This is a genomic window from Psychrobacter sp. VH5 (genome assembly GCF_050572635.1).
Taxonomy (GTDB): Bacteria; Pseudomonadota; Gammaproteobacteria; order Pseudomonadales; family Moraxellaceae; genus Psychrobacter; species Psychrobacter celer.
The window spans coordinates 2049416-2070659 of record NZ_CP192145.1 but is presented as its reverse complement, the minus strand read 5'-3'; the positions used below and the strand labels follow the sequence as shown (position 1 = coordinate 2070659).

The following is a 21244-nucleotide window of genomic DNA, read 5'->3' as shown; positions in this document are numbered from 1 at the left end:
TTGTGAAGCTTATAGACTTTGAAATGTTAAATATCAATTAACGAGCGTTTTTAATTTTGATTTTAAAAGTCAAGGTGCCAACGCCCTGAGGAACTAGGGTGTAGTTAGTACCAAGAACTGCAGTACTGGTAGTACTAGCTATGCCTGCAGTAGATGAGGCAGTCGCAGAAGTAGCAGGTGAACCAGCTACTAAATCCGCACCAGCTGAAAAGTTAGACAACAAATCCGAAATGGTTAAATCGTTAAGATTAAAACCTAACGCTGCTGAAGAAGTATTAGTCGCCTGAATACGATAGATAACACACTCATCAGGTTCCGCATCGATCGCAGTCTGAATAAAGGTGCTTGCAGCAACCGTACCTGAACAAGTCGCATCTAATGCTTGAGACTTCACTAAAGTTAAGCCTCTAACGTTAGTCGTATCAGTCACTGTAGTAGCAGCAGGTGCATTAATACCATCAGGCGTTAGCGTTACAACAGAAGTTTCAGTGCTACCAACAGCTGCAGCATCAGCAACAGTTGCAGGAGCAGCTACATTGCCCGACGACACATTGTAGTTGATTGCTAATGTGCCACCAGGTGCAATACCATTTGGAAATTGAGCGGTTGGTAGTGTAGTGCCATCAAGAGTATATGTATTACCACCAGCAACGTTAGGTTGCAGCGTTATAGTAACCGGCGCGCCATTACCAGGCGGCGTATAAGTAGCACTAACAGGACCAGTAACAGGTCTGACAGCCCCATTATTGCCACCATCAGCAATAGTGAAATTCAATGGGTTAGCATTGGTACCTTCGCCATCTTGACCGCTGTTAGTAATGAGAGTTGAATGAGTCGCTTGACTAGCAGTACCTGAGGCAGGGGGAACTTCTCTAGTCGTTGGATTGCTCACCACAACCGCTCGTCTGGTAAAGTTAGTCACACCAGGACTATCTGTACCAGCGCCGTTACCTTCACCCGCATCATCAGGTACTCTAGTAACACCTATAGTGCTATCTGTACTATCCAAAATATTATAGTCAGTACCAAGTACCGGATTAGCAGGTAGCGGGCTAACCGGACCGACAAACTTATCGTAGACTTCTGCGTTGTTAGTTACTGAACTATTAGCAGATGTAAACTGATCTCTATCGACGTTAACCGTGAAAGTAATCGTGCGACTTGCGCCAACAGCTAAGTTCGCTACGGCAACATTGATAGCTTGTCGAGTACCAACAGTAGAAATCGTAGCGGTACCAGCACCACCAGTTACGGTCACGTCTGATGCTGTGCCATTAGGTAAACTCAAACCTACAGGAAGGACATCTCTGATAACAATATCAGTCGCAGCAGCACTATAGTCAGTAGTCGCGTTAGTGACTACGATACTATAAGCAATCTGTGGGTTGGCGACTGTCAAATCGACAGTACTGGTCGCTGTTTTTACAATTTTGAAGGTAGGCAATCTCACGATAGTTTGGTTTTCGTTCACCAATGTCGCACCAGGTGCATTATTAGCAGTAAAGAAAGTACTGGTCGCTGTTAATGTGCCTACACCTTTGTCATTACCGTTACGATTGTCTGGCGTAGCTGCTTCGTAGCTTAAGTTAGCTCTAGTACCTGGCTGTAGTCTAATATTACCGCCATTAGTTAGGTTACCTGTCTGTGCTTGTCCATTTAAAGCGTTTATCTGAGCAGTAGTTAAAGGAGTACCATCTGCTTGTACAATAGTAAACGTAACAGGCGCAGTACCTAAAGGGTAGTCTGGAGTAGCCGTTACTAGTGATGAATCATTACCTGTGGTGTTAATGGTATAAGTATCCGTCACGTTACCCGTGTTGGTTAAATTATGAGTAAAGGTAGTTGTACCACCTGGCGTAGCAGTCTGATTGATAGCAATATCGTCACCAATACTACCATCATCAACAGTCGATGTGAGTTCAAAGTTAGCCGTTTCGCTAACGTTAACGGTTACTGTGTTAGAGGTTACAGATGGCTGACTGACGCCAGCAATACTGTAGCTTGCAGTTGCTACGTTATTAATTGGCGCAGCGCCTGCTGTTACAGCGTTAGCTGGGGTCGCTGCATTAGCACCAGTAGACACACCCATTACTGCGGCGACGCCGACAGCTAGCAGGCTATAGTTAAAAGTGGTTGATTTCATATAATGCTCCAGAGTTAAGATTAAAAATTGAAACGTTAAAAGCGTGAAGGTTTAATGTCTATTGAATTAATTAACGGTGGTATTGAGAGCAACAGCTGCTGACTTTTTAGCTGGCAATAACTTAATATTCCAACGCAGAGTGCGGTATTCAGAATATGGAATCTTGACCATCTTGCCATCGACTTTACGCATGAGTGGCATATCAGCATAGTTCTTACCATCAGTGCTGGCTTGTGCGCTGGCAGGATTTGCCTCACCAGTAAATGTCATGTTGGCAGGGATAGGCAGTGTCACCATCAGATCATTAATGTCTTTGTTGATGGTATTGGTATAAATTGCTTTGTATTGAATGACAGTACCAGCTGGTGCGGTGCGTACTGGCGTATAGACTGTTTTACCTTCCGCATTCTTTATGACTTGATTGGCTGTTAGTTCCATTTTTAGAGCATCATCAGCATGTGCTACATTTAGTAAAGAGCTAGAAGCTATAGTAGCTAATAGAACATTGCGTAGAATCTTGAAACGTTTCATATAAAATCCTTTCTTAGAACATGACTATCAGTAAAAAGCAAACGTCGTATATCATGATGGAGGAGCTAGTAATCTAATATCATTCATCGTTTTAAAAGGCATCTATCTCCCTTCCTTCTATTTTCACGTAATTAATACAATTAATCATCACAAAAATGACAACTGGCATTTTGGAGGATACGAACGGTAAAAGCCCTGTCTAAGAAGACAGGGCTTTTTTGTATTAGAAAAGGAAATAGTAATAATCTAGAGTTGCAATAGATAATAGCTACTGAGTGTTCGCTGTAGTGCCATATTTGGTATTAAAATAAAAGTTGCGGTTTGATCTGGCGTTTAGGGTAAAAGGATTAGTTATTACTGTACCGTTATTACCGATAGCCACACTATTAGAAGCATAGTCGGTTGTACTGGCTACTGGATTGGCTAAGGTTGAGGTAACCGCTGCGCCATCACTTTTGCTTTGCAGTTTATCCTGCATCACAAAGTTATTAATAGGGACATTAGCGCGATTAGTGGCGGTAATGCGATAAGCAATACACTGACCAGGGGTAAGGGCATTTCCATTATTAGCACTTTCGCTAAAGCCATTTCTAAGGTCTGTTTCACCTACACGATTGAGAGTAGGATCGGTATAAGGGATGGTAGAAGGACAGTTATTAACATATTGAGCTTTTCTAAGGACTAAGGCGGCGTTTTCTGCAATGACACGACCAAAGTTCCTGTTGGGATAGTTGTAGGTGGTGGTTGCAAATGCAGTATTGATATTGTCTGTCGTGGTTCGGATCGGGTAAGAACTACCTGTTCTACTCTCTATAAGGCATATGTTTCTATTACTACCAAAGGTTGAGAGAGGGACACTAAATTGAAACTGACCGATAGTCGCGCCACTACTATTAACAGTTTGTGTAGCATAAGTGAGAGGGTTGTTACTATCGCAACTAGCTAGTCTGACAGTACTACCGCTGATCCCCGTCTCTTGGGGCGGATTAAAAACACCATTGAAGTAGTTGGTATTATTATAAGTCCCAGAAGTGAAGTTGGCATTAGTAGCGCTCGCTTGCGCTGCTGTGATACCACCATTATCGTCAAATACCGTACCAGAAAATATATATTGAGGAACATAACAGTAGTTATCTACGCGAAAATCAATCTCTTGATTAGTTGTAGTGGAAAGACGACCGGTATTAGTATAGCGAACTTTTACCGATGATACGGGCTGAGAGAACTGTACCGATCCTTGACATTGCGTACCTAAATCTTTAGCTGGGCAGTTAGCTGTACTAGTTGTATATAATCCTTGAAAGTAGGCAATGTTTGAACCTACTATTGTTTGGAAAGTGCCTTCAATAGTAGTACCTGCTTGGGTGACACCTGTAATTTGAACGTAATCATCGAAAGTATTACCATTACTATTAGCATAATCAACATCAAAAGCACTTAACGCAACGTTGGTCAAGTAGATTGGTTGCATGGTAATGCTATTACGAAAATCTAGACGGATATCTGTAAAGGCCGAGGTGTTAGGGAACGTTCTTCTGACATTGATGGCTCTGACTCCTTGAGCTTCAGTAACACCAAAGTTACTCAATATGGTGTTCGAGCTCGACTCTGTAGTATTCATTTTAATCTGTAAGGGAATGCTGCCTGATGCGTTGCCTGCGATGTTGACATAGTTATCAGTATTCACTGCTGAGACTAGGTTAGTGTAGTCTGCGTTTGTCAGGCTGCTTTGAGAAGAACCAGTACTACAAACTGCTCCAGGATTTGGTGCAAGCGCATGAGATGAGATGCTCATCAATGACAATATGATAAAGCTTATAAAAGTCAGTATTTGAGATTGATAGTTACTGAATGAGAAAGTACTCATCATATTTGAAAAGCTTTTAACTTTATACATGTCACTAGTCCTAAGAATCAAAGTTGCTCAATTAATATCATGGTTAACCATATTTATACAAATATACTAGTATGGGATACTAATAAGCAATTTGTCATAAATCCAGTGTAAAGTTACCAGTGGTCGATTTGGTATGATGAAAAGTAAATTATATTCATAAAATTACACATAAACAAATTATAATATTGTCATTTTTAAAAAAACTAATCATTATTTATTTAAAAAATACTTGTTATTTATCCATTTCTCTACAGCCATAAACAATTGCCTCTCAAACGCTTATAATAGAGTGTCAAAATCATCCATGACTGAATATACAGGGACAACAGTATGATCTGTTTTGTAGTTTCGTCCATTTGACGCATATGTCTATTCTCAGTGGCACTATTTTGTATAATCTAGCTGTATCTCACCGTATGAAACAAGGGAATGCTTGGACATATCAAGGAAGTCATAAGTAAACCGATACCTCACTTCACACCAGTATTTAACAAAGCCTTACCGTCTAGATAGGTAGGTATGACTAATATAAAAGGATCGACAACAATGAATTATTACAAGGATGCTGACAGCACCGAAACCCAAGAATGGCTTGAAGCCTTTGAGTCTGTGATCAAACATGCAGACAAAGATCGCGCGCAGTTTTTACTAAAAGCCTTATACAATATGGCGGTGCAAGAAGGCCTGCCATTCAACCGCCTTGATACTGCTTATATCAATACCATCGCAGTCGAGGACGAGCCGATGTATCCTGGCGACTTGACCATTGAGCGTAAGATCCGTGCGCTGATTCGCTACAACGCGCTGGCGATGGTGATGCGTGCCAACAAAAACGATGACGACTTAGGTGGTCATTTGGCGACATTTGCCTCTAGTGCCACGCTGTATGAGACAGGCTTTAACCATTTTTTTCGAGCCGCAAGTGATCATTTCGGTGGTGACATGGTTTATTATCAAGGTCACTCCGCGCCAGGTATCTATGCCCGTTCTTATTTAGAAGGCCGCTTGAGTGAAGACCAGTTGGATAATTTTCGCCGTGAGGTCGGTGGTAAAGGCTTATCAAGTTATCCGCATCCCTATCTGATGCCGGACTATTGGCAGTTCCCAACGGTCTCTATGGGACTTGGCCCGATCATGTCGATTTATCACGCGCACGTCCATCGCTATATGGAAAACCGTGGCTTACTCGAAAAAGAAGGCCGTAAAATTTGGACTTTCTTAGGTGATGGCGAGACAGATGAGCCGGAGAGCTTGGGTGCCATCTCGCTTGCTGGCCGCGAAAAACTAGACAACCTAATTTGGGTCATCAATTGTAACTTGCAGCGCCTCGATGGCCCTGTGCGTGGTAATGGCAAGATTATTCAAGAGCTAGAGTCGGTATTTCGCGGTGCAGGCTGGCGCGTGATTAAAGTCATCTGGGGTGGTAACTGGGATACACTGCTTGATAAAGACGTGACAGGTGTACTCAAGCACCGTATGGAAGAAGTGGTCGATGGTGAGTACCAGCTATATGAGGCACGTACTCCTGAATTTACCCGTAAAGAGTTTTTTGGTAAATACCCAGAGCTTGAAGAGATGGCCAATGAGCTGTCTGACCATGACATCGCGCGTCTAAACCGTGGTGGTCATGACCCAATGAAGGTCTATGCTGCCTTTAGTGAAGCCATGAAGACCAAAGGTCAACCAGCAGTTGTCTTGGTCAAAACAGTCAAAGGTTATGGGCTCTCGACGCAAGCGCAAGCGGTGAATAAATCGCACCAAATCAAAAAGTTAGATCATGAGTCATTGAAGTATTTCCGTGATCGTTTTGATTTGCCATTCAATGATGAAGAGCTTGAGACGCTGCCGTTCTATCGTCCAAAAGAAGACTCGCTTGAGATGAAATATCTAAAAGGTCGCCGTGAAGCGTTGGGCGGTCATTTGCCAAACCGTCGTAGTGGTCATATTCCTTTAAATATCCCTGATTTATCGATTTTTGATCGTATCTTAAAAGGCAGTAATGGCAAAGAGCAGTCGACGACCATGGTGTTTGTCCGTCTGTTATCAGCGATGCTAAAAAACAAAGACATTCAAGATCGCGTCGTGCCGATCGTTCCTGATGAGGCGCGTACCTTTGGTCTAGAAGGCATGTTCCGTCAGTTAGGTATTTACTCGGCGTCAGGACAAAAATACACGCCTGAAGATAGTGAAGCGCTGATGGGCTATAAAGAAGCCATCGACGGTCACATGTTGGAAGAAGGCATCAACGAAGCGGGGGCAATGAGTACCTGGATTGCGCTGGCGACCAGTTATTCGGTCAACGCTTTGCCAATGATACCGCTGTATATTTACTACTCTATGTTTGGCTTTCAGCGTGTGGGCGACTTGGCATGGGCGGCAGGCGACTGTCAGGCACAAGGTTTCTTACTTGGTGCGACAGCAGGCCGTACGACGCTCAATGGCGAGGGCTTGCAGCATCAAGATGGCCATTCGCAGATTTTGTTTAACACCGTACCGAACTGCGTGAGCTATGACCCTTGCTATGGTTATGAGCTGGCGGTCATCATGCATGATGGCCTACGCCGGATGTATGGTGAGGGTGAGCGCGTATATTATTACTTGACCCTCATGAACGAAAACTACGAGCAGCTCGCCATGCCAGAGGGCGCGGAAGAAGGCATCAAGCGCGGGATGTATTTGCTAGAAGACAATGGTTCAAGCCAAGTACAGCTGCTTGGTTCTGGAGTTATCTTACGCGAAGTACAAAAAGCGGCGAAGATTTTAAAAGAAGAGTTTAATATCACTGCCAACGTTTGGAGCGTGACCAGCTTTAATGAGCTGACGCGTGACGGTATGGCATGTGATGACTACAATCGCTTGCACCCAATGGATGAAGAAAAAGTGCCATGGGTCACAGAGCAATTGGCACCGCATAAAGGGGTGGTGGTCGCGGCAACAGACTATATGCGTAACTACTCAGAGCAGATACGTGGCTGGTTGCCTGATAGCCGTCCTTATACCACATTGGGTACCGATGGTTATGGTCGCTCAGATACCCGCGAAAAACTACGCAGCTTCTTCCATGTAGATGCCGCTCATATCGTGGTGGCGACGCTCAAGCGCTTGGCAGATGAAGGCGAAGTAGAAATGCGCTTGGTCAAAGATGCCATCTCAAGCTTTGAGATTGAGGCCGATCAGCCGCCAGCATGGCAGCAGCAGCCTTATTACGATCATTTCCCAGATGCACCAGCTCCTGACAACATCAACCCAAGTCCTGTGCCTGAGTTTGTCAGTGAAGAGGATGATGAAATCAGTAATGAAGGCCGCGCCGAAGATCAAGCTGACGCGACGCTGCTCAATGACGATGATGTCAAAGAATAATAACGATAAGACGAGGAGATAAACCATGGACATTAAAGCCCCCGATTTGGGTGTCGATAGTGCCGAAGTCAGCGAAATTATGGTCGAAGTTGGCGATGTCATCGAAAAAGACGACAATATCATTTTATTAGAGTCTGACAAAGCATCAGTGGAAGTACCAAGCTCTGCTGCTGGTAAAGTCACCAAAATCAGCGTTGCTGTTGGTGATCAAGTCAGTGAAGGCATGGTGCTCATTGAACTTGAGAGCGCTGCGGCCGATACACAAGCAGAATCACCAGCCAGTGAAAAGAGCACTGATGACGCCCGCAATCAAGCAGATGAAAAGGATGCTGGCGCACAGTCTGAGGCCACATCTGAGTCTCAAGCTGCTGATGCTAGCTCGTCAGAGTCCAAACATCCTGCGCCGAGCGCGGGTACAGCCAGTACACACGCATTGCCAGATTTAGGTGTTGAAGAAGCGCAAGTGGCCGAGATCATGGTCAGTGTCGGTGATACCGTCAGTGCCGAGCAATCGATTTTGTTGATTGAGTCGGACAAGGCCTCAGTGGAAGTACCAGCCCCTATCGCTGGTAAGGTCGAAAAAATACTGGTCGAAGCAGGCGACATGGTCGCCAACGGTCAAGATTTTATTGTCATTATTGGTGAGGATGAGACCAGTAGCACGTCTGAAACACAGGGGTCTAGAACAGAAGCTGTGTCAGCCAAAGCAGATAGCGAGGCTGGCAGCAGTGAGCAGCAAGCCAGTGCTAAAAAACAGTCGACCGCTGCGCCAAAACAAAGCGCTCAAGCGACAGGCGATAGTGCTGCCAGCAAAAGCGGTGGCAAGCTGACAGAAAGTCAAGTGAATGAAAAGCTTGTCGATGTGTATGCAGGTCCTGCTGTACGTAAGCTGGCACGCCAAATGGGTGTGGATATTACTCAAGTGAGTGGCTCAGCGCTCAATGATCGTATCTTAAAAGAAGATGTGTTTGCTCATGTCAAAGAAAGCTTAAGCAAACAAAAAGCGGCGCCGACAAACAGCGCTGGTGCTCAGGCAAGCCTGCCAAACTTACCCGATATGAGTAATATCGAGATTTGGGGAGAGACTGAGACTCAGGATTTAAGCCGCTTACAAAAGGTCTCTATACCGCAGCTTAACTACAATACCTTGCTGCCACAAGTCACACAGTTTGATTTGTCCGATATCACTGAGACTGAAAAACTGCGTGGTGAGCTAAAAGGTGGTATGAAAGCTGAAGGTATTGGCTTTACTATCCTAGCCTTTGTGGTAAAAGCGACGGCTCATGCCTTGACGCAGCACCCACGCTTTAACAGTCATTTGAGCGATGACAATACTCAGATTATCGTACGCAAAAGCGTCAACATGGGTATCGCTGTGGCGACGGATGATGGGCTTATCGTACCCGTTATCAAAAACGTTCAAGACAAAGGTCTTAAGCAGATCGCTATCGAGATTGGCGAGCTGGCAGCAAAGGCGCGTGATAAAAAGCTTGGCACCAAAGACTTACAAGGTGCAAGCTTTACCATATCGAGCCAAGGCAACCTAGGGGGTACCGCCTTTACGCCGTTGGTCAATTGGCCACAAGTGGGTATCTTAGGGGTCTCTGAAGCCAGTATGCAGCCGCGCTGGAACGAAACCAAGCAGACGTTTGAGCCGCGTTTGATGCTGCCGCTGTCGTTGTCTTATGATCACCGAGTGATTAATGGTGCTGATGCAGCAGTGTTTACCCGTTATATCGCCACCTTGTTAGCCGATCCGCGCCGTATCTTGCTGTAGCTCTGACTGGCAGCACTTTTGAGTGCTGTTTGGCTAATAGCGGCTGATAGATTGCATCAGTGTTTACATATTATAAAAAGACTGTCTGCACGGATGGTCTTTTTTTATGGGCTTATGACATGACATTAAGTGCGCCAATATTATAGTGGATTGATTATAAAAAAATAACAATAAACAGATTGCAGCAAATCATACAGACAAAAAAGCCAGCACATCGGCTGGCTTCTTATCTGGCATACTTTACTTGCTATGATAGATTTATTAGAACTGTTTTACAAACGCAACGCCATATACCCATGGGCTGATATCGACTTTACCAATTTTATCACCATTTAGGCTAGCGTCAGTTTTGATGTCCATGTAGCGCGCATCGATACGGAAAGACTCAGTAGGTGCATATGGGATGTCAAGACCGATATGACCAGCAACGCCAACGCTATCGTCTAGCTCTAAATCATTACCGTTACCTAGGTAAACTCTTTCTTTAAAGAAAGTTGTATAGTTCACACCAACACCAACGAAAGGCTTCACATTCATAGGCAAGTTATCGCCGTCGAAGTGATACTGTACAGATAGAGTAGGGGGTAGATGCTGAGTTTTGGCATCAACTTCGTTACCATTTGCATCAGTTAGCGTGATGTCATGATGGAATGGGATGGCTGCTAGTAGCTCAACACCAACGTTATCAGCAATGAAATATTCGCCACTGATGGTTGGGCGCACATCGCCATCAACATCTACTGATAAGCCATTGTCTAAAGTACCGTTGTCGCTTTTAGGGTCAACATAGTGTGCACCAGCGGCCACTGTCCAAGTACCAGCAGGAACGGCAAAAGCAGAAGTCATAGTAAGTGCAGTAGCAGCGGCTAAAACTAGGGATTGTAGTTTCATCGTTTGATTCCTTAACGTAGTAGAGGATTATCAGTCAGCTAATGAGGGATGACAATAGTGACCAATACATAATATTATGATTATTGATTAATCTGTAACATTATAACGCCATTATAATACAAAACCACTATTTCTGTAAGGTAATAAATGGTTATTCTCAGTATTAAGCCAAGATTTTTGCGTAAAGTTATCGATATCGATGTATTGTGAACTTTTAAGAGTGAGTTATAGGTAAAGGATAAAGGTTTTATTTTATAAATGGAGGCGCGCCATACTATGCTTGGTTATTGTAGTAACTCTCCTCTGCGTTGTACTAACGCACGGACGATGCAGCTATTAAATGAAGTAGATGGCTGTTGTCCTGAGTGCCATCTGTTTTTGTTGCCTGCCCAAAATATCAGCCACCAGTTAAAGGCCGATGAACGGTTTTTACGATCGGCCATCTTGGCAATTGCCTTTACGCTGCTGATAACTGTCTATATTTACTATAAAAATTTTGTATAATCTGAGGGCACACGCTAGCTGTGGATAACACGCAGCCGCCGATCGACGCCTTTTAGGTCAGCTTTGGCATTATGGTGGTCACGGTGATGTTTTTTGCGGCAATGGCGATTTATTTTATTTATCCACGCGCGGGTTTTACCGCATAAGGTCAGCATGCTATTCCAATCTATACGGCGCTTACGTTTTTTTGTTTATGATATTTTACAAAACGATGAGCATGACACTCGGTTTAGCCGTTATGTGGACTACTTCCTGATTTTTTTGATCATGACCAATGTCGCCGCTGTGATTGCCGAGTCTGTAGACAGCTGGTATTACCCTTATCAAGACTATTTTATTTGGTTTGAAAATTTCTCTATCGTTATTTTTTCTATCGAGTATTTGTTGCGTCTGTGGAGTATGGCCGAAGCCAAACCAGATAATACCACTTGGCGTCAGCGCTGGGAGTGGCTCAAAAGCCCGTCGGCGATGATCGACTTGATTGCAATCGCCCCTGCCTTTTTAAACTTCTTTGTCTCTATTGACTTGCGTTTCTTGCGTATTTTGCGTCTGTTTCGGATTTTGAAACTCACCCGCTACTTTGCCTCTATGCGTATCTTGCTGGTGGTCATCAGTAAAGAAAAAGGCTCGTTTCAAGCGGTTATCTTTATCTTGATTATCATGATTGTCACCGCCTCTAGCGGGATTTATTTGGTCGAAAATCACGCGCAGCCAGATGAGTTTGAGTCGATACCGAAGGCGATGTGGTGGGCGGTGGTGACGCTGACGACCGTCGGCTATGGTGATGTCATACCGATCACCAATGCAGGTAAGATATTGGGTGCCATCATTACCATATTGGGTGTGGGTCTGGCGGCATTGCCAGCTGGTATTTTGGCGACTGGTTTGGCCAATGAGCTGGCCCAGCGCCGCGAGGAGTTAGAGCAGCATTTTCGTGAGCAGCTGATTGACAGTGATTTTGATTTGGTGCAAAACCAGATGATGATTGACAAGATTCGCCGTGAGCTGGGGCTGGACAAGGAGCAGGCGCAAAATATCGTCTTACAAGTACTGCGTGAGCAAGAGCTTGAGCGCCGCGAAAGAGAGGTGGAAAGGCGGCAAAAGAATTACTGCCCGCACTGCGGCGAGCCGTTATAGAGCAGTGCACTACTCAACACGCCCTAGTCTTTTTTATCTGTTTTGTGGTTGAGTAGTTTTACGGCGTTATTTCGACAGCTTCATTCCTGCGATTTCATTTTTATGGTCTCATTTTTTGGTTTTAATGGCTGCAGTCAAACGCTGTGGCTGATTTCTCTTTATAGGCTTTTTATAGGCCTTGAGGGATAGGAAGGGCGCGCGCCAGTTCATAGGCGACTTGCTGCGCGGCTGTGGCCAAATCCTCTGCTGCCAGTGGTAAGTTTTGCAAAGTTAGATGCCAGTCATCTACTTCTCGGCGCAAATGAGCGACCCAAAGTGTTTGGCAGTCGCGTGGCAGCTGTTTGAGATTGACTTCAAAACAGCGATTGCCTTCATCATCACTCAGGTGTATCTCGCCTTTTTTGACTCGAGAAAAAGGGTGGCCGTGATAAGAGTTGGCCATCATGGCGATATGGGTGATATGCGCAGGGATTTTGTCTAAATACAGTCTGATCTGCTCTTGATCAAGCGGTGCCAAATACATGGCCTGCTCACCGCGATCTTTGCCATTTAAGCTATCGCCTTGATGGCGTACCGACTCCGCTTTGTCTCGCAGCTGCTTAAACCAAACGATATCGCTGATGGTGCAATTGTCATCGTATAACGCGCACGCGATGTCGATATCTATCGCGCCTTGGTTTTTTTTAAAACGTTTTAGCAGTCCCTTTGGCTCAATTCTGGTAAATTCGTAGTTTAGCGCAAAAAACAAAGTCCCCGCATCTAAGCCTAGTCCTCTTAAGCTGTCGGAAAGTAGTGGCGATGGGGTCGTGGTCGACATAGTATTCCTTTTACAATGGTTCGAGTTGCAATGGTTCGAGGATGTTATCGTGGTTTGAGTCTGTAACGCTTAAGACAAAATAACACCAGTTAATCAGGCTTATTATCAGTGGCGTTATTGGCGCTGTTATCCAAGACGGCTCGATATAGCAGCTCGGGATGAGCATTGAGCAGGCCACTACCAAAGCCGCGTAACCACCAAACCAGCTGTGAGGTTAGGTTGACCGTGGCTTTGATGGTTAGGGTGTCGTCATCATTGACGGTGACGACTTGATCGTCACTAAGCTTACTTTCTGTCAGACTCTTGCCAGCTTGTTTGGTGAATTGTAGCTCAATGGCCGTGTTTTTGCCACGCTCAGGTAGCTCGCCAAACAACGGATGACTAAAGCCCATACTGCCTGCCTCCAAATAGGTATCAAGCTGAAAATCCTCTGGCGTTTGTGCCGGACTCTCTAAAATCTCGACGCTATCAAACCGATGCAGAGCAAAGGTGCGAATGATGGCTTCTGGGTCATCGGTACGGGTCGCTAGTAAATAGATAATCACGCCGCGCTGAATGATGGCAATGGGGTTTAGCGTATATTCGCTGGCCTCATTTTTGTTGCTACGGGTGTAGCAGGCTTTGACCTGCAATTGATAAAAAAGCGCGTGATACAGATTGTCTTTGCTTTCGAGGTCAATGTGCGGGGCGATCAAGGGTTGGGTGGCAGGCTCAATGCGTACTCGGTCGATCCAAGAGTGCGTGACTTTACTGTTTTTTAGCTGTCGTCTTGCTAAATCAAACCAAGGAAACAGCTCGTCTAAAATCACGGGCGGTAATAGTTGGGTGAGATTGGCCTCTACCATATTAAAAGCCACCGCTTGTGATAGATTCATATGCGGTAGGCTGTGTAGCGGGGCATCGTCACGCCAGCGCCAGCCTTGCGGGTTGGCGTTGTTTTTTTCGATGGGAAAGCGTTTGGACAAGGCGTTTAGGTCGCGCTGTACGGTGCGTAGACTGATGTCAAACCCTGCAAGTTTGAGCTGCTCGTAAATGTGCGTCGTTCCCACCCAGCGATTGCGCTGTAACTGTGAGAGTACTTGCCACTGCCGCGCCGTGGTTGCCGCGCCATGACGATTATTATGATGAGCCTCTGCAGCAGAGGTATCGGTGCTCGTGCGCTGCTCGTATATTCGCTCATCTGTGTGGGTATGATGTACAGTCATTCAGAGATAACCTTTATGAAGTCGTAAATCAATGTCGCAATCGATATGGATATTTTAATGCTGGTATTTTAATGAATCCGTCGCGGGTTATCATGGCAGAAAAGCAGCTTGACGTCTATCTTGACAGCTATGTTGTGTCTATCATTGATGAGCAACGCATGATAAACGACGGTAGCAGGTCGTCAGCCCATGCTCTGATGTCTGTCACCATCAGGGCTGGAGATATCAGGCGACTCATCAGCTGTCGTGATATCCGCGCTTGAGTGGTCGTCATTGTCTTTTTTGCCCTGATCTTCTTGACGTTGACGTCTTTTTTTCTTGTCTTTTTTCTTTTTTGCCTTGCGCTTTTTTTGGCTGGTTTGCTTGGCGTCTTTATCCTCAATATCGTCATCGACGTTTTGGTTTTCGTCCCACAGCAGTAAGCGATTTAATACTTTGCCAAACAACGTATCTTTACGATAGCGGCCTTTTTTATTCATGGTGTCGACAGGCAGTCCTGTCATCAGTGTCAACGCCTCAATTAAGCTCTGCACCCCATAGATATGAAACTTACCAGCTTTGACTGCAGCGATGATGTCGTCGCGCAGCATCAGCTGCTGGACGTTGGCAACAGGGATGACCACGCCTTGCTGACCTGTCAGTTCTTGCTCGTGGCAAGCATCAAAAAATCCAGCGATTTTAGCGTTGATACCACCGACAGCTTGTACCTCACCTAATTGGTTCATGGAGCCAGTAATGGCTAAGGACTGATCGATTGGCACATCCGCTAAGGCTGAGAGCAGCGCGCAGCCTTCGCTGACCGTGGCGCTGTCGCCATCGATCTGCGCGTAGCTTTGCTCAAAAGCAAGTGAGGCACTAAAGTTAAGGGCGTGGTGTTGACTAAACAGCGCCCGCAAATAGCTGGTCATAATCAGCATGCCCTTAGCATGTAGACTGCCGCCCAAATCCACATCGCGCTCGATATCGAGAATCTCACCTGCGCCGATGTTGGGTTGAATGACGGCGGTGAGGCGTGCTGGCATGCCAAACTCGCTATCGGCATAGCTGACCACGGTCAGGGCGTTGACTTGCCCGACCGCATGACCTTGGGTTTGAATGAGCTGCTGGCCGTTTTTTAGCTCATCCCAATATAAGTCGCGCAGATACCCTGAGCGCTCGTCCATATCCTCAATGGCTTGCATGACATGATGGGCATCAACGATATGCTGGCCATCTAAGCGCGCATGGCGATCAGACTCGTGCAGCAGTTTGATCAACAAGTCGCTGTGTAAGCTTAAGCGGTCTTGGTCTTCGGCTTGTAAGCTCAAATGCTCAAGCAGCGCCGCCTGTGCATTGCGATCGAATGGATAGAGGCTAGCATGATCGATGATATCAGCCATTTTTGCCACCAATGCCAACTCGTGCTCAGGGCTGCGCGTCACATCGTCGTGGAAGTCGGCACGCACCTTAAAGACGGCATCAAACTCAGGCTCAAGCTCCAAAAGCTCGTAATATAGGTCAGCTTCGCCCAGCAAAATCACCTTGACCTCAAGGTCAATGGGTGACGGCGCAAGTGATAAGCTACCCGTCAAAGTCAGCATTTGCTCAAGGCTAGAGAGTTTGATTTTGCGTGATTGCAGAGCGCGTTTGAGACCTTGCCAAGCATAAGGATGCTCAAGTAAATGATTGGCCTCCAACAACAGATAACCGCCATTGGCACGGTGTAGGGCACCCGCTCGAATCATACTGACGTCAGTGGTGACTGTGCCCAACTGGGTGATTTGCTCGACATGTCCCAATAGGTTTAGATGCGTCGGCAAATCCTCAAAGACCACAGGTGCACCACTGTCTGGCGCGTGACTGACGATGACATTGACCGCATAACGACTGGGAGTGGTGGCCAGCGCTGCTGTGACAAACTCTTCATCATCGGCATTGACGATGCGCTCGGCATGCGTGACCATATCTGCAGATACGGCTTTTAGGTAATCGACGACTTGTGGCTGAGCTGCAAACTGCTGATAAACTGGGGCAAATAATGGCTGTAGGGCACGGCGTGCAATGTCACCATGCAGTGCCTCGATGGCGTCATTGGCTTCGTCTTCTAATTGCTCTAGTGTGATGGTGAGTTGACTTAAGCGCTTTTGCATGTGGTTTTTTTGTACGAAGTTGTCGAGCTCGGCTTCGTACTCGTCATCGCCAGAGAGCACCTCGTCTTGCTTACCACGACGATGCGCCGTCTCATTGGGCTTGGCTGCGGCGTACGTATTATCTGATCTAGGGCTGGCGGGAGTGTGCTCAGCGGCGGTATCGGCGGCGAGCTGACTTGAATGGACAAACACCGCTTTATTATCAAACGAGCGAAACGTCAAAGCCAAGTCGTATTGCTTGCCTTCGGCATTGAGCACATCATAAGCCTGACTTTCCTTTTGATGGGTGGCGTTTTTGATGGCTTCTATTTTGCTTTGGTATTGATCACTGCGAAAACGCTGACTGAGGCGTTTTTTGGCTTGCTGCCACAATTTACTCACCTGCTGCTGCAATATCTCTGCTTGTCCAGCAGGTAGGGATAATGCTTGCGGCGTACGAGGATCAGCGAAATTATGCACATAGACCCAGTCATCAGGCGTTGGCGCATCGGCAGCGATGCGAGTCAGTAAACGGCTGATGACCGTACGTTTGCCCAAACCGTTTTCGCCCGCGGCAAACACATGATAGCCACTGGCCTTGATGTCTAGGGCGGTTTGCAATGCTTTTAGCGCTCGCTGCTGGCCAAAGCCCACGTCCAAATCAGGGGCAGTTCGGGTGTCGCTTGGCAGTGCCGCAGGATCGCTGTAGCGCTTCAGTTGCGCAGCGCTTAGGTGGCAATGCTGCTTCACTTCTAAAAAACGTGGATGCAGCTGCGTTACCTTTTTTGCGTGTTTTGTCTGTTCTTTGGTGGTGTCTATTGCTGGGTGGGTCAGCTGAGTCGAGGGTGTTACCATATCATTAGTGTCTTGTTTGGTCGCGTTTTTGATGATTGGGAAATGTTGCTATGAGGCGGTTTGATTATCGCTGTCTAGGATGCGGCCTTTAAAAATGAGCGATTGGTTTTTTAGTATATTTCATCATAAAGCTGCGGTCTTTGCTGCGTATGATAGCAGTAAATACTCAGCGGTTTGCTATGATTAAAGAACAATAACGCCTCAAAGACTGCGCAGATAGTATAAGATGTCTCACATTGGGGCAATCTGCAACTATTCAATACGCGGAGTGCGTGATAAAATAAACGGTTCACATGTCAAAACTGGATAATGCGCCTTATGTCAGCTTCTGCCAAAAAAAACTCATCATCTACCAGCTTGGATCATGCCGCTATTGATCCGGCCGGATTTGTTAAACTTGGCACACAGCTGCCAGCACTGGCCGATACGTTGGCACAAGCGACCAATGAGCTGGGTTTGTCTTTGAGTGAGACGCAGCAGCGCACGCTATTATTGTACTTAGATCAGCTTTTATTGTGGAATAAGGCTTATAATCTCACCGCCATTACTGATCCCAAAGAAGCACTGATCAAGCATGTGATTGATTGTTTGGCTATTATACCGCATTTGCCGTCAGGGTCACTGTTAGATATTGGTACAGGGGCAGGGCTGCCAGCCGTTATTATCGCGATTTGCCAGCCTGAGCGCGCTTGCACAGCCTTGGACAGCAATCAGAAAAAAATTCGCTTTATCAAACAAATCAGTAGTGAGCTTGGCCTGCATAATATGCAGCCTATTGCTTCTCGTATCGAGGCGCACGAGGCCAGTTATAAGGTGGTGACCTCGCGTGCTTTTGCCAGCCTGATTGATTTTGTCCACGTGGCACAGCCAAGACTGGCCGCAGAGGGACGATTGTGCGCGATGAAGGGCAAAGTGCCAAGCGATGAAGAGCTGCAAGCGCTCGAGCATGACTGGCGTATCGACACCATAAAGTTAACAGTGCCGCGTTTACATGATAGTCGTCATTTGATTGAATTGTCTGCTAAAAATGTCTAAGCTATGAGCCCGTGCGGTCGTGAAACATCGTTTACCTTGATATCCAAATAGCATATATTGATGAGTCTCAAGGTTGCAGGGTGTTGTGATTGCAAGCGTCAGTAAAAAAGAGAATAACCGTAATAGATCCTATTAAAATTGAGTGAGTGTATGGAAATCATAGCAATTGCCAATCAAAAAGGCGGCGTGGGTAAAACCACGACGGCGGTAAATTTGACCGCCAGCTTGGCTGCTAAGCGCAAGCGTGTCCTGCTGATTGACCTAGACCCACAAGGCAATGCGACCAGTGGTACAGGTGTCGATAAAAACGAGCTGTCCTTGACCATCGCTGATGTGCTGCTCGATGGCGTCTCGCTGGCTGATGCGATTGTCTCCAGTCCTGCTGGGTTTGATGTGATTGGTGCCAACCGAGATTTGGCAGGTATGGACATCACTTTGATGAACAAAACAGACAGTCATGAGCTGTTTAAAAATGCCATGGCGGCGCTGGTAGAGCAGCAAGCCGCTACCAACACACCGGCTTATGATTATGTGATTATCGATTGCGCGCCGAGCTTGAATTTATTGACAATCAATGCTTTGGTGGCAACTGACGGCGTGATTATTCCAATGCAATGCGAATACTATGCGCTAGAAGGGCTGGCCGACTTGTCGCAGACTATTGAGCGTTTAACTGAGCTCAATCCAAATCTTTATATACGCGGCGTCGTAAGAACCCTATATGATGCACGTAACACACTCGCACGCGATGTCTCAGCCGAGCTTGAGGCGCATTTTGGCGATATCATGTACAAAACCCATATCCCCAGAAACATTCGTCTGGCAGAAGCACCTGCTCATGGTCTGCCGGTGATTGCGTATGAGAGGTGGTCAAAAGGGTCGCGCGCTTACCAAAAACTGGCCGCTGAAGTGATCAAGCAAAGCGCCTAAAAACGCAGCGTGGCCAGCGTTAGAGTAGATAAGCAGTAACTATCATATTTATAAGTAATGAGTAAGCCGCATTTGTAAAAAATGGGCTTTTATTTTAGTGTTAGAGGATAGGTAATCATGGCGAAAAAGAGAGGGTTGGCGGCCAATCGAGGTTTAGATGCCTTATTAGGGTCAATCAAAAAAGAAAAGCAAATTACCGCCTCTGCCTTGCAAGACGATATGGCTGCACGTGGCAATGCTGCGCCCGTCGACACGTCAGATACCTCGCCATCAAACATGAACGCAAAAGCGCTTAGTGTCGCGACTCGCTCTGAGCGTACCAATGCTGCTAAAACTCAAACGCGCGCGCCTGATAGCAGTGGCCGAAAATCACGGGCTACAAACAAGGCAGCGACCAAACCGCGTACCACAGGTACAGACAACAGTGCGCTTGAAGATCAAATCAGCTTGGTGCAGATCGATGTCAAACGCCTGCAAGCGGGTAAATACCAGCCGCGCCGTGATATGAGTGAAACGGCGCTGGCAGAGTTGGCGTCGTCTATCGAGCAGCATGGCGTTATGCAGCCTATCGTGATTCGTCCACTACTGGCCAGTGAGGATAAGAGTGAGGATTTTGTCACGCACGAAATCATCGCAGGTGAGCGGCGCTGGCGTGCGGCCAAGATGGCAGGTAAGCCAGTCATTCCAGCGATTGAACGCGCTTTGTCTGATGAGCTGGCGATTGCGCTAGCATTGATTGAAAATATCCAGCGTGAAGACTTATCCGTGATTGAACAAGCCGCTGCACTGCAGCGCTTTCATACCGAGTTTGGCATGAGCCATGCGATGATCGCTGAGGTAGTCGGTAAGGCGCGTACCACTGTGTCAAACTTGCTGCGTCTCAACCAGCTGCATGACACGGTCAAAGATCATTTGGCCAACAATGCGCTTGATATGGGGCACGCGCGTACCCTGTTGGCGCTCTCTTCTGAGCAGCAGCCGATCATCGCCCAAAAGATCATCGATGGCGGCATGACGGTACGCGAAGCTGAGAAACTGGTAAAATCTATCCTCCAGCCTGCGCCAAAAGTCAGCCGCGCTGAGCAAGTGCAATCACGTGACGTCGAGCGTCTAACCCAGCGCCTGACAGATATGCTCGGCGCTGAAGTAAAGCTTAAGCACAAAAAAGACGGGCAGGGCAGTGTCGAGATATTTTTTCATAGTCAAGACCAGCTGGCCGCTTTGATCAAACAGATAGAAGCGCAGGCTTAACAAGCGCCATCTTTATAACAACTATTTAAAAAAACATAAAAGAGAAGCAATATGTGGGAGTTGGTAAAGGCAGGTGGTTGGTTGATGACGCCGATTGTATTGTGCTCAATTTTGGCATTGGTCATCATTATCGAGCGTAGTCATACCTTACAGTTTAACAAAATCGTTCCAAGCAGACTGCGTGAACAGCTAATCACACGCTTGCGTGAAAACGGTGATATCGGCCGCACTCAGCTGATGAACGTTAAAGAAAAAACCCCATTAGGCGATATCCTAGCGACAGGGCTGCTCTATCGCCAGTATGGGCTAGAATCGATGACCATGCACATGCAAAACCGTGCCAGTGTGCAAATCCATCAGTTAGAAAAAAACATCAACATGCTCGGCACCATCGGCGCGATTGCCCCACTGCTTGGGCTATTGGGTACTGTACTGGGTATTATTTCATCGTTTTTGGCAATTACTGATGGCGCGATGCAGGACCCGACGATGCTAGCCGCTGGGGTATCACAAGCGCTGATAACCACAGCTGCAGGGATGATTGTGGCCATCCCTGCACTGGTGGCCTATCGCTATTTTCAGCGCCGTATCATTGATATCAATGCACAGTTTGAGACCCAAGCGGGCTTGATGATTCAAGAGCTATACGACTATCACCTGCTAGCAGATAGTAACCTGGCGGATAGGCGTCAGTTTCCTTCTGCTGCAGTAGAGGGCGCGGCAGACTCAGCGCCTGCTATGCATGGGGAGGTCAATGCTGAAGCAGCCATGACCTCATAATCTGCGTCAGTGGTTATCAGTAT

Annotated in this window: 15 protein-coding genes; 7 read left to right on the top strand and 8 right to left on the bottom strand. The window is 46.6% G+C overall.

All coding sequences use genetic code 11. The features are described from left to right. Positions 1-37 precede the first annotated feature (37 nt). The 3 genes from ACNFVB_RS08690 to ACNFVB_RS08680 all read right to left on the bottom strand — a co-directional run bounded on the left by ACNFVB_RS08690 (position 38) and on the right by ACNFVB_RS08680 (position 4571). Positions 38-2143, bottom strand: a complete 2106-nt coding sequence (locus ACNFVB_RS08690) for a beta strand repeat-containing protein (RefSeq protein WP_430737226.1) — start codon at positions 2141-2143, stop codon at positions 38-40. Positions 2144-2209: 66 nt separating this feature from the next. Continuing rightward, positions 2210-2674 (bottom strand): hypothetical protein, encoded by a 465-nt coding sequence (locus ACNFVB_RS08685; RefSeq protein WP_430737225.1) that lies wholly within the window; start codon positions 2672-2674, stop codon positions 2210-2212. Positions 2675-2942: 268 nt separating this feature from the next. Further along, positions 2943-4571, bottom strand: a complete 1629-nt coding sequence (locus tag ACNFVB_RS08680; RefSeq protein WP_274632675.1) for a hypothetical protein — start codon at positions 4569-4571, stop codon at positions 2943-2945. 546 nt (positions 4572-5117) lie between these two features. Between ACNFVB_RS08680 and aceE the strand changes: the two genes are divergently transcribed. Next, the gene (gene aceE, locus ACNFVB_RS08675; RefSeq protein WP_430737224.1) at positions 5118-7931 is read left to right on the top strand and encodes a pyruvate dehydrogenase (acetyl-transferring), homodimeric type; all 2814 of its coding nucleotides are present in this window, start codon (positions 5118-5120) and stop codon (positions 7929-7931) included. A 25-nt stretch (positions 7932-7956) separates the two neighbouring features. Then, the gene (locus ACNFVB_RS08670; RefSeq protein ID WP_430737223.1) at positions 7957-9708 is read left to right on the top strand and encodes a 2-oxo acid dehydrogenase subunit E2; all 1752 of its coding nucleotides are present in this window, start codon (positions 7957-7959) and stop codon (positions 9706-9708) included. 261 nt (positions 9709-9969) lie between these two features. Here ACNFVB_RS08670 and ACNFVB_RS08665 read toward each other — a convergent pair whose 3' ends face one another. Both ACNFVB_RS08665 and ACNFVB_RS08660 read right to left on the bottom strand, forming a co-directional pair. Further along, complete coding sequence (locus ACNFVB_RS08665; protein WP_430737222.1) at positions 9970-10599, bottom strand: OmpW/AlkL family protein; 630 nt, start codon at positions 10597-10599, stop codon at positions 9970-9972. Between the two features lie 284 nt (positions 10600-10883). Next, entirely contained in the window at positions 10884-11042 is a 159-nt protein-coding gene (locus ACNFVB_RS08660) for a hypothetical protein (RefSeq protein ID WP_430737221.1), read from the bottom strand. 214 nt (positions 11043-11256) lie between these two features. Here ACNFVB_RS08660 and ACNFVB_RS08655 point away from each other — a divergent pair, with 214 nt between their 5' ends. Then, complete coding sequence (locus ACNFVB_RS08655; RefSeq protein ID WP_430737220.1) at positions 11257-12240, top strand: ion transporter; 984 nt, start codon at positions 11257-11259, stop codon at positions 12238-12240. Between the two features lie 169 nt (positions 12241-12409). Here the strand turns inward: ACNFVB_RS08655 and ACNFVB_RS08650 are convergent, their stop codons facing one another. From ACNFVB_RS08650 to ACNFVB_RS08640, 3 genes are all read right to left on the bottom strand, one after another. Further along, on the bottom strand, positions 12410-13057 hold the full coding sequence (locus ACNFVB_RS08650; protein WP_075102129.1) for a TerD family protein: 648 nt from the start codon (positions 13055-13057) through the stop codon (positions 12410-12412). Positions 13058-13146: 89 nt separating this feature from the next. Next, positions 13147-14262, bottom strand: coding sequence for a helix-turn-helix transcriptional regulator (locus tag ACNFVB_RS08645; protein WP_430737219.1), 1116 nt, complete (start codon positions 14260-14262; stop codon positions 13147-13149). A gap of 182 nt (positions 14263-14444) precedes the next feature. Beyond that, the gene (locus ACNFVB_RS08640) at positions 14445-17225 is read right to left on the bottom strand and encodes an AAA family ATPase (protein ID WP_430737218.1); all 2781 of its coding nucleotides are present in this window, start codon (positions 17223-17225) and stop codon (positions 14445-14447) included. A 318-nt stretch (positions 17226-17543) separates the two neighbouring features. Here ACNFVB_RS08640 and rsmG point away from each other — a divergent pair, with 318 nt between their 5' ends. The 4 genes from rsmG to ACNFVB_RS08620 all read left to right on the top strand — a co-directional run bounded on the left by rsmG (position 17544) and on the right by ACNFVB_RS08620 (position 21221). Beyond that, positions 17544-18260 (top strand): 16S rRNA (guanine(527)-N(7))-methyltransferase RsmG, encoded by a 717-nt coding sequence (gene rsmG, locus ACNFVB_RS08635; RefSeq protein WP_430737217.1) that lies wholly within the window; start codon positions 17544-17546, stop codon positions 18258-18260. Between the two features lie 150 nt (positions 18261-18410). Continuing rightward, a complete protein-coding gene (locus ACNFVB_RS08630; protein WP_198336350.1) occupies positions 18411-19190 on the top strand; it encodes a ParA family protein in 780 nt (259 codons plus the stop codon). Positions 19191-19307: 117 nt separating this feature from the next. After that, positions 19308-20441, top strand: coding sequence for a ParB/RepB/Spo0J family partition protein (locus ACNFVB_RS08625; RefSeq protein WP_430737216.1), 1134 nt, complete (start codon positions 19308-19310; stop codon positions 20439-20441). Between the two features lie 51 nt (positions 20442-20492). After that, a complete protein-coding gene (locus ACNFVB_RS08620; RefSeq protein ID WP_274632208.1) occupies positions 20493-21221 on the top strand; it encodes a MotA/TolQ/ExbB proton channel family protein in 729 nt (242 codons plus the stop codon). Positions 21222-21244: the final 23 nt, after the last annotated feature.

Coding starts and splice junctions, on each gene's coding strand:
- ACNFVB_RS08690 (WP_430737226.1), bottom strand. CDS start 2,143: ATGAAATCAACCACTTTTAACTATAGCCTGCTAGCTGTCGGCGTCGCC.
- ACNFVB_RS08685 (WP_430737225.1), bottom strand. CDS start 2,674: ATGAAACGTTTCAAGATTCTACGCAATGTTCTATTAGCTACTATAGCT.
- ACNFVB_RS08680 (WP_274632675.1), bottom strand. CDS start 4,571: ATGTATAAAGTTAAAAGCTTTTCAAATATGATGAGTACTTTCTCATTC.
- aceE (WP_430737224.1), top strand. CDS start 5,118: ATGAATTATTACAAGGATGCTGACAGCACCGAAACCCAAGAATGGCTT.
- ACNFVB_RS08670 (WP_430737223.1), top strand. CDS start 7,957: ATGGACATTAAAGCCCCCGATTTGGGTGTCGATAGTGCCGAAGTCAGC.
- ACNFVB_RS08665 (WP_430737222.1), bottom strand. CDS start 10,599: ATGAAACTACAATCCCTAGTTTTAGCCGCTGCTACTGCACTTACTATG.
- ACNFVB_RS08660 (WP_430737221.1), bottom strand. CDS start 11,042: ATGGCCGATCGTAAAAACCGTTCATCGGCCTTTAACTGGTGGCTGATA.
- ACNFVB_RS08655 (WP_430737220.1), top strand. CDS start 11,257: ATGCTATTCCAATCTATACGGCGCTTACGTTTTTTTGTTTATGATATT.
- ACNFVB_RS08650 (WP_075102129.1), bottom strand. CDS start 13,057: ATGTCGACCACGACCCCATCGCCACTACTTTCCGACAGCTTAAGAGGA.
- ACNFVB_RS08645 (WP_430737219.1), bottom strand. CDS start 14,262: ATGACTGTACATCATACCCACACAGATGAGCGAATATACGAGCAGCGC.
- ACNFVB_RS08640 (WP_430737218.1), bottom strand. CDS start 17,225: ATGGTAACACCCTCGACTCAGCTGACCCACCCAGCAATAGACACCACC.
- rsmG (WP_430737217.1), top strand. CDS start 17,544: ATGTCAGCTTCTGCCAAAAAAAACTCATCATCTACCAGCTTGGATCAT.
- ACNFVB_RS08630 (WP_198336350.1), top strand. CDS start 18,411: ATGGAAATCATAGCAATTGCCAATCAAAAAGGCGGCGTGGGTAAAACC.
- ACNFVB_RS08625 (WP_430737216.1), top strand. CDS start 19,308: ATGGCGAAAAAGAGAGGGTTGGCGGCCAATCGAGGTTTAGATGCCTTA.
- ACNFVB_RS08620 (WP_274632208.1), top strand. CDS start 20,493: ATGTGGGAGTTGGTAAAGGCAGGTGGTTGGTTGATGACGCCGATTGTA.